This is a genomic window from Corallococcus silvisoli (assembly GCF_009909145.1).
Classification (GTDB): domain Bacteria; phylum Myxococcota; class Myxococcia; order Myxococcales; family Myxococcaceae; genus Corallococcus; species Corallococcus silvisoli.
In genome coordinates this window covers 1,380,230-1,394,605 of record NZ_JAAAPJ010000001.1, presented here as the reverse complement: position 1 = coordinate 1,394,605, position 14,376 = coordinate 1,380,230, and the positions used below count along the sequence as shown (strand labels likewise).

Genomic DNA, 14,376 nt, shown 5'->3' with positions numbered 1-14,376 from the left:
GTGCGCACGGAGAACGTGGGCACGCAGGAGAGACGGCTACCCGCGCGCGACCTGCTTCGCCAGGTGACGCACGAGCGGCACGGAGAAGCCGACGAACGGGTTCGCCCGCTCACGCCCCAGCTCGGGGTGACGCCGCAGCGCCAGCAGCGTCCAGGCCAGCAGGGCGTACCCTTCGTAACCGCGCCACTGCGCGTCCTGCCTCGACGCCCAGCCCTCCAGGACTCCCGTGACGAGCTCCCGCATGTTGGCCAGCGACTCCTCTCGCACGGCCCCCTCGGTGAGCCCTGTCAGCGCGTCCTCCAGCATCAACTGAGCGGCCGTCGTCCGCGTCTGTCCGCCCACTTCGCTGAACAGGGAGGCCCGCGTCCGCTGCCGGGTCTGTTCGTCCACCCCGGTGTACGTGAACCGGGTGATGCGGTTCGCATCCAGCATCGACACCACCTTCTCCCGGGTCTCCGCGTCCGCGCCCTCCGCCAGCCGGCCAAGCGCGAAGCAAAGCGCGGGGGAGTCCGAGGGCGCCCACTGGTTCGCCTCCACCTTCGCCACCAATGGCGCGAGGGCCCGCGTCTCACCCAACGCACCCAACGCGAAGAGGACCGCGTCGTGCAAGGGGATGGGCGCCTCCGACCCCACGTCCGTCACCTGGGTGTCCAGGTATGGCAAAAGCACGTCGCCCGCCGCGGGGTCGCCCAGCTCACCGAGCGCGACCGTCAGCGCGGCGAGCATCTTGTTGCGCGCGGAGTCTCCCTTCTGGGGAGGATGCCCCTGCACGATGGACAGCAAGGCCTTCGCGTTCGCCGGGTCCCCCACGCCTTGCACCAGACGGATGAATGCGTGGCGCTTGAGATGGAAGCGGTCGACGACCTTCGCCGCGTCCCTCACCCACTCCACGCTGCGAGGCTCGGCCCACTCCGCGAGCACATCCAACGCGATGATGCTCGAGCGGTCCTCCTCGTTCCGGGCACGAGCCGCCAGCAGCGGGACCAGCCGGCGGTCCCCCTCCGCGATGAGCCGGGCGATGACCGCCTCGTCGCGATACCCCTCCTCGTTCGTCCACGTCGAAAGGAGGGAGAGCGAGGGCGCCATCGAGGCATCCTCCGCGTAGGCCCTCTCCACGGCGGCGAGGACCGCGGCGTCCTTCGCCGACGCCCAGGCGAACGCGTCCAGCGTGCCCTCCTTGGCGGCGCGCGCGACCGGCTCCTGGGCCGCGGCGACGGCCTTCTCGAAGGCCCGCGCCCCTGCCTCCGGGTCCCACAGCTCCAGCGCCATCACCCGCGCACGCAGGGCATGCACGTCCGGGATGATGCCCAATTGCTTGCGCCCCGCGCGCAGCTCCTCCATCAACGTGACGAGGTCCTTGATGAGCGGCGCCTCGCTCAGCCGGCTCAACTCCAGGGCCTGGGTGAGCCGCGCGTCGTCGCCGGAGAAGAAGCTGGCCAGGCAGAAGTAGAACGCGGCCGGGGGGAAGTGCTTGAAGCGCTCCACGCTCGAGGCCAGCAGCTCCTCGGTGAGCGGCTTGTTCATCTCCAGGTTGAAGGCGCCGCGCAGCTCCCTGTCGGAGGCATCCACCTCCGTGAGCAGCGTCGCGAGCCAGCCTCCGCGCAGGTCGTTGTTGTAGGCCGGCGCCACCTTGGCCCTGTACGACGCCACCTCCGGGAACACGTCCGCGAAGAAGAGGTCTCCGACGCAGCCATCGAGCGACTTGCCCGCGGCCGCGAACGTCTCCGCGTCCACCTCCCCTCGTCGGTGGGCCCGTACGAGCGCCGCGCGGAACACGAGGGCGTCGAGGTCGGTGGCCTGCGGCGTCTCGAGCACCTCCGTCTCGTGGCTGTAGAGGTAGATCTGCGCACGCGCCGTGCCGCGTTGAGGCTCACGGCCATACATCCAGATATCACCCGCCGAGGTGGATCCGATTTCGACGACGCCGGTGAGGAGCTCCTTCCACAGGGGCCGGTATTGCTGGGCGGCCACGATGCGCTGTTCGGCCAGGTTCCCCGTCTTCGCCAGCCGGGGCGCGTACGAGCCGGGTGTGAACTGCGCGAGCGCTGGCGGCGAGCGCGCGGCGAGAGGCTCGAAGAGCCAGGCCAGGTCCGAGGGAAGCGGCGCGCCCCAGAGCTGGAATGCCTCCGTCACCGCCCCATCCAGGGCCTCCGCCTGCGGCGAGCCGTCCGAATGCGTCTCCACGAACGAGGGCCAGCCCTCCTTCAGGAAGTTGCCGACGTCATTCCAGGGACGAGGCAGGTCCTGCGCACCCTCGGTGGACTTCGTCTCCGTCGTTGCCATCCGCGCAGGCTAGCAACACCCCGCCAAAGGGGGGATGTTCGCGGCTCCATGCCGCGCCCATCCCCCTGCCGCACGAGAACGGTGGATTACGCAGAGCTCTTGTCGGAGCAACACAATGCGCTGTCGCCGGCGATTTTGGCGGGTGATGGGCCATTACAGGGAATGTGGTTCACCCTGAACGGGCAAGCCACCTCGGACCACTGCGGCGGCCCTTGATGGTCGTAATACCCGCCGCCGAGGATACCCCCGGGCGGGCGCGCCTCTGCCGGCATGCTCCAGGTGACGGCGCTCAGGGTGGCCAGGGGCGCGAGCAGGGGAATCCTCGACATGAAACGAGCCAGACGCGATTACATAGACATCCGCAACCTCCATCAATGATTCACATAAAAAAGACAACCCACGACTGACCACGGGACGCGTCCCTCGCGACGAGCGCGCCGCTGGCGCTCGGAGGTGATGCCCGGTAGCGAAGAGGGCGCCAAGCCGAGCGCGACCCCGCCCTGCCCCACCAGGGCCCCGGCAAGAGCTCCAATCCGCCCATGCGGCGGCCGCGGCCTCATGCATCCCATCGCGGCCTGGGGCACCGAACGTCTCGGACAGGAGCGCCCGATTCATCCGGACGCTCCGAGAGGGCTCACTTCCGGAAGACGGGGAGGCCCTTACTGATGCGCTCGAAGAGCTTGCGCCTGTCGAGCCGGGGCTCTTCCTCGTCGTCCATCTCGAAGGCCTCGTCGACGAAGAGCGCCTGCAGCTCTTCGTGCACGCCCGCTCCGTCGCGATAGCGCTCGAGGTCGAAGTGGTGGGGAGATTCGACGGTGGAGAGGAAGGCGTGGTCATCCTCGATGACGACAGCGGCCCGGATGCGCGCCGCTTTCAGCATGTGGTCGTTGTAGTAGCCGAGCACCACGTCGCGCGCCTCGAGGATGCCTCCGATGGAGAGCTCACCACTCGTATGGAGCGCGTGGCACTTCACGTCGCCCAGGACGTTCACGAGCGAGTCGCTGCCGCGGTCCCACACCACGCCGTGCACGAGGACGCTGCCCGTCACCGCGAATGGCCCGTGGATCCGCAGGTGTCCATCCACCTCCAGGTCGCCATGGTGGAAGAAGGCTCGGTCCAGCGTGAGGTCCCCCTTCAGGTGCGCCTTTCGCGGCGCCATCCCGAGCGTGTCCCGCAGCACCTTCAACATCGCCAGCGCCTTGCTGGGCTCGCCAAGGCTGTGCAGCCCCCCGGCGACCTCCTGCGCCGAGCTGGGCGTGTGGCGGAACGAGAGCGCTCTTCCCTGTGCCTCCAGCGCCTGAAGCAGCGCGTCGCCATCCACGGGGAAGGGCGCGAAGGGGTCGGCGCTTCGCTCAAAGGGGATGCGCGGCTTGCCTCCAGCGGCCTCCAGGGCCTGGAGGACGGCGTCGAAGTCGGCGGTGCGCCCGCTATACACGACCCAGCGGTCCTCCTGCTTGAGCCGCGCCGCGGCGAGCGGCGTGCGTCCGAGCCCATCGATGGCGTTCACGTCCGCGCCTCGTTCGAGCAGGACCTGGGCCACGGGAGCCGTCCCGAACTCCGCGGCGGCATGAAGGGGCGTCATCCCGGACGCGTCGCGCGCGTTCACGTCCGCGCCCCGCGCCACCAGGTCCTTCACCGTCTCCGCATGGAGCTCTTCGTTCCAGCGGCTCCTGTCCGCGCACAGCGCGAGCAGGGCCTGGGTCGCATCACCGTTCGACGTCGCCGACATCCATGTCCTCAGGGGGAAGGTGGAACTCAGGAGCAAGTATCCATGGCTCCCCTGGGTGCGCCCATCCGAAGTGCGTTCGCTGCGACGCAGCAGGTCGAAGCCCCACCCGCTGGGCACCGAGGGACCGGGTCCGCGGCTTCAGGAAGGGCGCCGCGCTCGGTGCGCTTCGTGATGAAGGACGGACAGGGAGTGCTGGACGCCCGCGCGCGGGATGCCGATGCGCAGGCAACGGGGGCACTCGCCGCGCCGTGAAGAGCACAAGCCGCGAGCCCGCATCCGGCACCGGGGCCTGACCGATGGCGTGACGCCGGAGCCTCTCACGATGCCCATGGATGGAGCAGGCCGTGAGCCTTGGGGCGGGAGTCCTCGAACGAGGTTTCTCCCGCCCCCAAACCTCATGTGGACCGAGGTGCGAGGCGAAGCCTCACGGGAACGCCGCGACGGTCGGCGGCGTGGTGCTGGTGAAGAAGTCCACGAAGGTCGCGGTGTAGTGGCTCCCGCTGCCGCTCTCTCCATAGATGACGCCGGTCTTCGAGCCCGAGACGGTCACCGTGGTGCCGTCCGCGGCGATCGCCACGTTCTCCGACACGATGTTGCCCGCCCCCAGGTAGACGCCCAGGCTGTTGCTCCGGATGACGGTCAGCGTGGCCGGGTCCACCTGGTGCACGCTGAGGGTGATGGGCGAGCTGCCACTGACGCTCGACTTCTTCGTGTAGCTCGCGGCGAGTCCCAGCGCGTTCACCGCCACGGACCGCGTCGGCTCATAGATGACGGACGTGCCCAGGGTCACGGTGCCGTAACCATACCCACACGAAGGGATGGGCTGGCGGAAGAGCTTGATATCATAGACAGTCGGCGTCACGCCCGACTGTGGATAGGCGGAGATGCTGTAGATGCATCCGTCAAGCGACGCGGAGGACACCGCGGACTCTTGCTGCGCCAGCGCGTCGTCCTGCCCGGTCATCCCATCTCCCCCGCCGCAGGCAGTGAGGAGAGCGGCGGCACAAAGATAGACAGCCCGTTCGAAGAATCGCATCGTGCAATAACTCCTTGGCTCGCGAAGAAGCGCGGGGAAAGTAACAGCAATGCGATTCTCTTCGTGGACAATCTGCGTTCATCCACTCGTTCATTGATGACACCACGGGGGCCGTGATGACCCGGCGAAGGAGCACCGCCGCGCAGCGAGCCGCGTCAAGGGTGCGTGGCTATCTCTTCGAAGGCACCGCCCAACGATGCATGTTCGGGAACCCGAAGCCTCGCATCCAGAGTGAAGGCCCTCGCCCCCTGGTTTGCCCGCGTGGAAGTCCGGTGGGCCTTGGCGCCCGGAGGAGCGACCTGGGTGTGACGCACCGTCCCTCGCCCACGAAAAGAATCCGCATCGCGGCTGTCGATCCGGCGGCGCGCTGTTCGTCGTCGCATCGGATACGCCAACAAGGAGACTCGCGATGAAGGTCATGATGATGGTGAAGGCGACGCAGCAAGCCGAAGCGGCCCAGAAGCCCACCCAAGAGGCGCTGGTCGCGATGCATCACTTCAATGAGGAGCTGCGGAAGGCCGGCGTGCTGCTCGACCTCGCCGGCCTCACGCCGATGAGCCGCGGCGCGCGCGTGCGGTACAGCAGGACCACATGCAGGGTCATCGATGGCCCGTTCGTCGAAGCCAAGGAGCTGATCGCCGGCTACAGCCTGATCGAGGTCAAGACGTTCGCCGAGGCACTCGAGTGGGCCAGGCGCGCGCCGTTCCACCTCCTCGTGCCAGAGGGCGAAGAGGTGGAGGTCGAGCTCCGGCCGCTGTTCGACCCGACGGAGTTCGACGTGCCGGGCGAGGCCGAGGAGCGAGCGAAGCGGCTCGGCGAAACGCACAGCAAGGCGTAGACCTCTGTCTGACACGTCAAAACACGAATCGTGGCGTTCTCGCTCCTCTTCTTGTCCGGAGCCGCCATGGCCCAAGACACGGCGGACCCGGAATGGACAGAGGCCGCGGACGCGGCCTGCACCCAGGCGGCTGGTGCTCCCGCGAAGGCCGTCCGCCTCCCCAATGGCTCCCCCTGTATCAGGTCTATGATTGTGACTCCCCCGCCGAGCCACATGCGAGGGGTGTGTAGCAATCATGTCCGCGGGACGTAGGCGGTGAATCGCGGGTCGGCGCCGCGCCGGCCCCTACCGCGCCAGGAACACCACCAGCTCGTCGAGGGCCTGGAACAACCGCTCCAGCTCCTCCGGCGTGTTGTAGACGTAGGCCGAGGCTCGCAGGACCTCTCCGCTCGCGGCGGCATCCACCATGGGCTGGGCGCACAGGTGCCCGCTCCTGCACATGATGCCGTATGAGTCACTGAGTGACCGCGCGACGTCCGACAGGTCCTCGCACCCGCGGATCCGGAACGTCGCGATGGCGCAGCGCTCCTCGGCGGTGCGCGGCCCCAACAGCTCCACGTAGTCCCGGGACAGCGCGCACCTGAGCAGGGCCTCCGTCAACGCTCGTTCATGCGAGCGCTGGCGCTGCTCGCCCAGCTGCTCCAGATAGCCGAGCGCCGCCCCCAGCCCCAGCACGGAGGCGATGGCCGGCGTGCCTGCCTCGAAGCGATGCGGGATCTTCCGCTCACGGGAGCCTTGCGTGTCCACCCAGTCCACCATCCCGCCCCCCACCATGAGCGGCCGCAGCCCCTCGAGCGCCTCGCGCCTCCCGAACAGGCACCCCACCCCCGTGGGTCCCAGCAGCTTGTGCCCCGAGAACGCCACGAAATCCACCGCGCTCCGGGACACGTCGAGCCGGACGTGAGGCAGTGACTGCGCGGCGTCCACCACCACCACGGCGCCGCAGGCCTCCTTCGCCGCGGCGGCCATCGCCTCGATGGGCGCCATGGCGCCCGTGACGTTGGAGCAGTGCGTGAGCGCGACGACCTTCGGCCGCGACCGCAGCAGCTCCTGGTAGTGCTCCAGGTCGACGCGCCCCTCCCGGTCCACCTGGACGAGCTTCAGGTTCGCGACGCGGCGCCAGGGCAGCAGCTGCGCGTGGTGCGAGTCCAAGCTGCCCACCACCACGTCGTCCCGCGAGAGGCCCAGCCCCCCCGCGACCAGGTTCAGGGCCTCGGTCGTGTTCTTGACGAACACAACCTCGTTTCCATACGCCCCCAGGAACTGGGCGACCCTGGAGCGCACCCCCTCGTACTGGTCCGAAGCCTCCTCGGAGAGGTAGTGCTTGCCGCGGTGAATGTTGGAGCCGTTCTCCGTGTAGAAGCGCGTGATGGCCTCGATGACCGCGCGAGGTTTGAGCGTCGTCGCCGCGTTGTCGAGGTAGGTGATCCGCTGGCCGTCGATCCGGCGGGTGAGCGCGGGAAAGTCTTCTCTACAAGCAGGCGCTTCCACTGGGGCCTCGCTGGACGTGGTTCATGGCGACCGCTGACACGCACGAGATGAACTTCCCTCCGCGGTCCGACGGCAGGTATTGGGTCGCGGCGAACTTCAGGTGAGGGGTCTTCAGCGCGTCCCTCAGCCGCTCGGCCAACCCGGCCTCGAGCCCGGCGTCCGCGCGCTCGTTGCGCAGGAACTGGAAGGAGAACGCGTCCTCGTGCGTCTGCTCCATGCGATACAGGTCCATCCACGGCGCGTCCCCGACCAGCGCGTCCAGCTCCCGCGGCGTGAGCACGGTGCCCTCCTTGCGCCAGAGCATGTTCTTCGCCCGCCCCTCCGCGAGGACCACGGGCAGCGGGTTGCCGCAGGGGCAGCGCTCCGCGCTGAAGCGGTAGAGGTCGCCCGTGGCGTACCGGATGTGCGGCGACAGCTTGTCCTCGAGCGTGGTGAGCACCAGCTCGGCCAGCTCGCCGGGCTCCGCCGGGCGCCCATCGCGAATGAACTCGACGTGGTAGTCCCTCGCGTTGAGGTGCAGCTTGCCCTCCGGGCACTCGAAGCCCAGGTAGCCGAGCTCCGACATGCCGAGCATGTCCGCGACCGGCACCTCAGGCCCGAAGCACTCCTGGATCTGCCGGCGCGCCACCCGGGTGCAGAGCGTGTACCCGGAGTTGATACAGAACCCGCGCGTCTTGTGTGGCGCCCTGCCCGCCTTGCGCAGCTGCCGGATGAGGAACGCGAAGTGCGTCGGGTCCACGAACAGGAAGTGGGGGTCGTACTCGGCGATCTCGTCGAGCGCCCTCGACGCCAGCTCCGGCGGGGTCGTCAGCAGGTCGTGGTACACGGGCAGCACGAGCGTGCCGTCGGCCAGGAGGCGGTCGCGCATCACGCTGTTCGGGTTGGAGCACTCGACGTCCGAGCAGTTCGGCGCCGCGTAGCGGCACGTGCGCAGGCGCAGCCCGGGCTTCCAGAGGGCCTCGAACCGCGGGTTGATCTCCAGGCACGTCGCCTGGCGGCGCGCGAGGTCGTAGGAGAACACGACGCTGACCAGCCGCTCCCCCTCCGTGCCGGAGCTCTGGAAGCGCAGGACGTGACGGCTCCGGAGGTTGTACCCGGCCGCGATGACGCCCACGGGAAAGCTCCGGCGGTAGTCCACCTTCTGCGTCGGCGGCAGCCGCAGCAGGTCCGCGGGCTCCCGGATGTCCGCCGGGACGAGCCCGGCCCCGTCCATGTGCTTGCGGAAGAAGGCGACCTTCTCGTACGCGTACTGAATCTCGCGCCGAGCGCGCTCGAATGTCGAAGCCGCCATCAGTCCCTCGTGGGCGGGCACGCGGCGGTGCCCTGGAAAGAAGGAGACTCGGGCCCCGGACCCGCGCCGCCGGGAGAGGACATGCCCACGACGATCCTGCGGGGTCCCGTGAACGGGCGGCGCCCGTGCGCCACCAGGAGGTTGTCCACCATCAGCACGTCCCCCTCCTGCCAGGGGAAGACCACCTCCTCCGCGCGGTAGGCCTCGCGGATCTCCTCGAGCACCGGCGGCTCGATGGGCGTCCCGTCGCCATAGCAGGCGTTCCGGGGAAGCTCCTCGGGCTCGAACACGGCCAGCAGCGCGTCTCGCACCGCCGGCTCCAGGCTGGAGAAGTGGAACAGGTGCGCCTGGTTGAACCAGACGTCCTCCCCCGTCACCGGGTGGGTCAGCGTGGCCTGCGCCACCTGGGAGGTCCGCAGCCGGCCGCCGTCCCTCCACTCCACCGAGATGCCCATGGCACGGCAGTAGGCCTCGACCTCACGCCGGTCGTGCGTCTGGAACACCTCCTGCCATGGGAGATCCAGCTGCTCCCCATAGTTCCGCACGTACATCACCCCGGTCCGACGGAACCGCTCCCGCACCGCGGGGCTGATGCGCGCGAGCACGCGGCGGCTGTCGGCGAGCGGGGTCTCACCTGCCTGGGCCGGCGCCTGCATGCAGCAGAAGTAGATGCGCTGCGGCCAGCCGCGGGCGTAGGCCTGCTCGTTGTGCAGCGGGATGGTCTGCTCCGGCGGGTACTCCGTCGAGGTGAAGATCCGCCCGCTGACCCGGGTGCGCGGAGTCGAACGGTGCGTGTACTCGAGCAGCGCTCCCGAGAGCTCCCCGATGAGCTGCTCGAACCCGGCGGGGGTCAGGCCGCTGAACCCCCGGAAGAGCACCGCGCCGTGCCGGGCCAGCGCCGGGTCCAGCAGCTCGCGGTGGCCGGTGGCATAGGTCAGCAGGCGCATCCCCGGGAGGGTGGGCTGCACGGCGAAGGGCAGCGACCGGTCCGGCAGCAGGAGGCCGCCGCGGACCAGCGACTCCTCCGAGAGCTTCACCGGCTTGCGGCGCGGCCCCGGCCCAGGGAAGGGCGGCGCCTTGGGATGGTCTGAACCCGACTCACTCATGCTGGACTCTCCCAGGCCGCGCCGTTCACGACGCCAGTGCGGACAGCCGCTGCTGGACATCCTCGCCAATCCGCTCGAGCAGGCGCAGCCAGCGCCGGGCCAGCTCCTCCATCGCCGCGGGCTCGAAGAGCGCCGTGTTGTACTCGAGCCCTGCCTCCAGGACGCCGGTGGTGACCCCCACCCGTAGGGCGAGCTCGTGGCTGGCGGCCTCGCTCCGGTCCTCGCCCAGCCGCTGCACCCGCTCCAGCACCAGCGGCCCGAACCTCGGCTGCTCCCGCAGCGCGTTCTCCACCACGAGCAGCACCTGCGCGCTGGGCCAGGAGCCCGGCGCGGCGCCCGGCTCCAGGTCTCCAGCCAGCGTCGCGAGCGGCAGGTCCTGGTGCGCGCCTGCCCCCAGCACCCCCTCGCGGACCCGCACGAGGAGCTCCTGGAACGGCGGGTCCCCGGACAGGTCCGTGCGCATCAGCTGCGTGTGCACGAAGAGCCCGGCGAGCGCCTGGGTCTCGCTCCGGCTCCGCCCCGCCATCGGCGAGGCGACCACGATGTCCTCCTGCCCCGTGAGCCGCGAGAGCAGCGTCTGCCACGCGGCGAGCAGCACCATGTAGAGGGTCACCCCCTGCCGCCGGCTCAGCTCCCGGAGCCTGGCGGCGGCCTCCTCCGGCACCGTGAAGGGGTGGACCGCCATGCGGCGGGGCCCTCCGCTCCGGGACGTGGAGGCCGTTGGGAGCGCGAGCCGCGCGGGCGCTCCCGCCAGCTGCTTCGTCCAGTAGTCCCGGTGCCGCTCCCAGGACGCTCCTCGCAGGAGGCCCCGCTGCCAGACGGCGAAGTCCGTGTACTGGATCGCCAGCGGCTCCAGCGGGGAGGGCCGCCCGGCGCTGAAGGTGTCATACAGCGCGGCGAGTTCGCGGATGAGCACGCCCCGGGTGAAGCCATCCGAGACGAGGTGGTGCATGCTCAGCAGCACCCCGTGCTCCTCGGGGCGTACCCGGAACAGCCGGGCCCGGAACAGCGGGCCCTCCCGGACGTCGAAGGCGCCTTGCGCCAGCTGCGCCACCCGCCGCCCTGCCTCTTCCCACGCGCCCGCTGGCGCTCCCAGGTCCTCGGCCGTCACGCACACCGGCCCGGCCCCGGAGATCTCCTGCACCGGCTGCTCCCCCCTCCGCGTGAACGTGGTCCGCAGGGCCTCGTGCCGCCGGACGATCTCCTCGAGCGCCCGGGAGAGCACGCCGGCGTCGAGGGGCCCCGTCAGCCACAGCAGCACGTCGACGGTGGTGTTGGGGCTGTTGGGCGCCACCCGGTCCTGGTGCCACATCCGCTCCTGGGCGAACGAGAGCGGCAGCCCGCCCTCGCGCGGCGCCACGGGGATGGGCTCGAACGTGGGCTCCGGTTCGCCACGCAAGAGCGACTCGACGATGCCCGCGAGGCCCGCCACCGTGGGTGACTCGAAGACGTCTCGCAGGGACAGGTCCGCCTGGAACACGTCGCGCATGCGCGCCAGCAGCCGCGTCGCCAGGAGCGAGTGGCCGCCGATGTCGAAGAAGTCGTCGTGGATGCCGACCCGGTCGAGCCCCAGCAGCTCCATGAAGATTCCGGCCAGGAGCTCCTCGGTCCCCGTGCGCGGCGCCAGGGAGGCGGTGCCCGCCTCCGTCAGCAGGTGCTCTGGCGCGGGCAGCGCGCGCGAGTCGATCTTCCCATTGGGGGTCAGGGGAATCCTGTCGAGCACGATGATGTGGGCGGGCACCATGTAGTCGGGGAGCCGGGCCTTCACGTACTCGTGCAGCTCGTCCTCCGACGGAGGCCGGAGGGCGTCGCCCACCACGTAGGCATCCAGCCGCTGGTAGCCCGCCTCACCTCCCACGACCACCACGCTCTGCTTGACGGTGGCATGTCCGCGGAGCACCGCCTCGACCTCGCCCAGCTCCACCCGGAACCCGCGCAGCTTCACCTGCCGGTCCACCCGTCCCAGGAACTCGATGGCGCCATCGGGCAGGGCCCGAGCGCGGTCCCCCGTCCGGTAGAGGCGCGCACCAGGAGTCCCGGAGAACGGATCCGGGACGAACCGCTCGGCGGTGAGCCCGGGACGATGGATGTACCCACGCGCCACCGTGGCGCCGCCGATGTACACCTCGCCCGGCACCCCGCCGGGCACGGGCTGGCCCCCCGGGTCCAGCAGGTAGAGCCCCGCCTGCGCGAGCGGCGTGCCGAGCGGAACCGTCGCGGCAGGGCCCGGCTGGGCATGCGCCTGCGTCTCCCCGGCGACGACGCCCACGGTGGTCTCCGTGGGGCCGTAGTGGTTGAAGATGCGGCAGCCAGGAGCGTGCGACTGGAACACCCGCAGCGTGCCCCAGGTCAGCGCCTCGCCGCCGAGCACCAGCCGCTCGCGCGGCATGATGCGCTCCGGCTGCGCGGTGGACGCGACCAGGGCCGCCAGATGGGACGGGACGATCTTCAGCAGCTCGCACGGGTGGCGCGCGAAGTAGTCGGCCAGCGCGTCCGCGTCCGAGGCACGCTCCTGGGAAATCACATGCAGGTGCCCCCCCGTGCACAGCGCCGGGAAGATGGCGGTATGCCCCAGGTCGGCACCGAACGTGGAGACGGTGGCGAAGCGGGTGAGCTCCGCCAGCGCGAGCCTCTCGATGGCCGATTGCACGTAGCCCGCCAGCTGCCGGTGCTCCACGGCGACGCCCTTGGGCAGCCCCGTGGACCCCGACGTGAAGATGACATACGCGAGGTTGCTCGCGCCGGCTCCGCCGCCCACGTTCTCCACGCCCTGGCGCGAGAGGACCTCCTCGTCGGAGTCCAGGCACACGACGGCGGCCTTCGCCCCCGCCGCGCCCGCCAGGTCCCGCTCCGTCACCAGCACGCGCGCCGCGGCCTCCTGGAGCAGGTGGCCGAGCCGCGCCTCCGGGAGCGAGGGTTCGATGGGCAGCCACGCGCCACCGGCCTTGAGGATGCCGAGCAGCGCGACAATCATCCGCTCCGAGCGCTCCACCCGGACACCCACCACGGCATCCGGCCCCACCCCCAGGCCCCGCAGGTGCCGGGCCAGCTGGTTGGCGCGCGCGTTCAGCTGCCGGTACGTGAGCTGGACCTGCTCGTACGTCACCGCGGGGGCCTCGGGCGTGCGCTCCGCCTGGGCCTCGAACAGCGCATGGATGCACCGGGACGGCGGCCCGCCACTGGCGGGCGCCTTCCACTGCTCGAGCATGAGCTGGCGCGCCTTCGCGCCCTGGATGGGCAGCGCCCCGACCGGGTCGCGCGACTCCCGCGCCACGGCTCCAACGAGGGCCTCCAGCGCGTCCTGCAATTGGTCGATGCTCCGCGCGGAGTAGACCGTGGGGTCATGGCGCAGTTCGAGCCGAGGCCCGTCTCCCCGCCGGACGCAGACCAGCTCCAGCTTCAGCCGCTCGCTGCGACTGTCGAGCCGGCCGACCTCGAAGGTGACGCCCTCCGCCCGCCATGCCGCCGGCCAGTCCTGGTGGGAGAAGCCGATCCGCCGCGCGCCAAGCCCTTCGTCCTGCTTCGCCCGGAGCGTCGCGGGAAGAAACTCCTGCCAGCGGTGTGCCTCGCGGAGCGCGGCGCCGGCCTGCCTCGCCACGTCCGCCAACGCGGCCCCTGCGTCGAGCCCCATCCGGAGGGGGGCGTACTGGCAGAAGGCCCCCAGCGCGGAGTGCAGGTGCTCGTACTTCCGTCCATCCGAGCGCACCTCGATGACGAGCGGATCCGGCTGTCCCGCCATGCGCCAGAGCACGACCTGCCAGCAGGCCAGCACGACCGACGACGTGGGGATGTCCTCGCGCCGGGACAGCGCCTCGAGCCCCGCGAGCGTCTCTCCATCGAGCGTCAGCGCCCGGACCGCCAGGGGGTGGGCCTTCGAGTCGAGCTCGAAGGCGAGCCGCGGCACCGCCTCGGCCCGCCCCACCTGCGCGTCCCAGTACGCCTTCCCCTCCCGGCCCGCGTCCGTCTCCTCCAGGTCGTTCTGCCACTGGGCGAAGTCGGCGTACTGCACCACCTCGTCCTGGGCCGGAGCCGGGCCCCGCCGCAGCGCTGCGTAGACCCGCGCCAGCTCCTCCAGGAGCCGCTCCATGGACCCGGCATCCAGGCACACCGCCGGCGCGCCGAGCACGAGCACATGCCGCCCGGCCGCCAGCCGCAGCAGCGTGGCGCGCAGCTTCACGCCCTGCTCCAGTTCGAAGGGCCGCCCCCACTCCTCCTGGTAGCACCGCTCGACCTGCGCCTCCTGCCGCGCAGGGTCCAGCGCGCCCAGGTCCTGCTCCTGGAGACAGGGGGTGGCGCTGGGGGAAATCACCTGCAGCACGACGTCTCCCCCGGCGAGCGAGCGGAAGGACGTCCTGAGGATCTCATGCTGGTCCACCAGGTGCTGAAGCGCCGCGAGCAGGGTGTCCCGGTGCAGCTCCCCGTCGATGACGGCCGCGCACTGCGTCCGATAGGCGGTGCCGTCCCGCTGCAGCCCCCAGAGGCGTTCCTGCTGCGGAGACAGCCTAAAACCTTCGAGAGCCGGGTCTTGCATCGGAGAGTCCACGGGAAGTCGCGACAGGGCAGAGACGCAAGGTGGAAGGCTCTCCACCAGACTCACCGCCG

8 protein-coding genes are annotated in these 14,376 nt (G+C 70.5%); 1 reads left to right on the top strand and 7 read right to left on the bottom strand.

Translation table 11 applies throughout. The features are described from left to right. Nucleotides 1-36: 36 nt before the first annotated feature. The 3 genes from GTY96_RS05565 to GTY96_RS05555 form a co-directional block, all read right to left on the bottom strand. Nucleotides 37-2,283: a hypothetical protein gene (locus GTY96_RS05565; protein ID WP_161664058.1), complete on the bottom strand. Its 2,247-nt coding sequence runs from the start codon at nt 2,281-2,283 to the stop codon at nt 37-39. A gap of 634 nt (nt 2,284-2,917) precedes the next feature. Further along, a complete protein-coding gene (locus tag GTY96_RS05560) occupies nt 2,918-4,012 on the bottom strand; it encodes an ankyrin repeat domain-containing protein (protein WP_161664057.1) in 1,095 nt (364 codons plus the stop codon). A gap of 424 nt (nt 4,013-4,436) precedes the next feature. Next, nucleotides 4,437-4,976, bottom strand: coding sequence for a hypothetical protein (locus tag GTY96_RS05555; protein ID WP_143898949.1), 540 nt, complete (start codon nt 4,974-4,976; stop codon nt 4,437-4,439). A gap of 481 nt (nt 4,977-5,457) precedes the next feature. Here GTY96_RS05555 and GTY96_RS05550 point away from each other — a divergent pair, with 481 nt between their 5' ends. Further along, entirely contained in the window at nt 5,458-5,886 is a 429-nt protein-coding gene (locus tag GTY96_RS05550) for a YciI family protein (RefSeq protein WP_161664056.1), read from the top strand. Between the two features lie 285 nt (nt 5,887-6,171). Here the strand turns inward: GTY96_RS05550 and GTY96_RS05545 are convergent, their stop codons facing one another. The 4 genes from GTY96_RS05545 to GTY96_RS05530 are packed head-to-tail and all read right to left on the bottom strand — an operon-like array spanning nt 6,172 to nt 14,305. Continuing rightward, nucleotides 6,172-7,377: an aminotransferase class V-fold PLP-dependent enzyme gene (locus GTY96_RS05545; protein WP_161664055.1), complete on the bottom strand. Its 1,206-nt coding sequence runs from the start codon at nt 7,375-7,377 to the stop codon at nt 6,172-6,174. Then, a complete protein-coding gene (locus GTY96_RS05540; RefSeq protein WP_143898946.1) occupies nt 7,358-8,668 on the bottom strand; it encodes a phenylacetate--CoA ligase family protein in 1,311 nt (436 codons plus the stop codon). The genes GTY96_RS05545 and GTY96_RS05540 overlap by 20 nt, the downstream gene beginning before the upstream one ends. After that, complete coding sequence (locus tag GTY96_RS05535; RefSeq protein WP_161664054.1) at nt 8,668-9,774, bottom strand: TauD/TfdA family dioxygenase; 1,107 nt, start codon at nt 9,772-9,774, stop codon at nt 8,668-8,670. Before GTY96_RS05535 ends, GTY96_RS05540 begins: the two co-directional genes overlap by 1 nt. 25 nt (nt 9,775-9,799) lie before the next feature. Next, complete coding sequence (locus GTY96_RS05530; protein WP_161664053.1) at nt 9,800-14,305, bottom strand: non-ribosomal peptide synthetase; 4,506 nt, start codon at nt 14,303-14,305, stop codon at nt 9,800-9,802. Nucleotides 14,306-14,376: the final 71 nt, after the last annotated feature.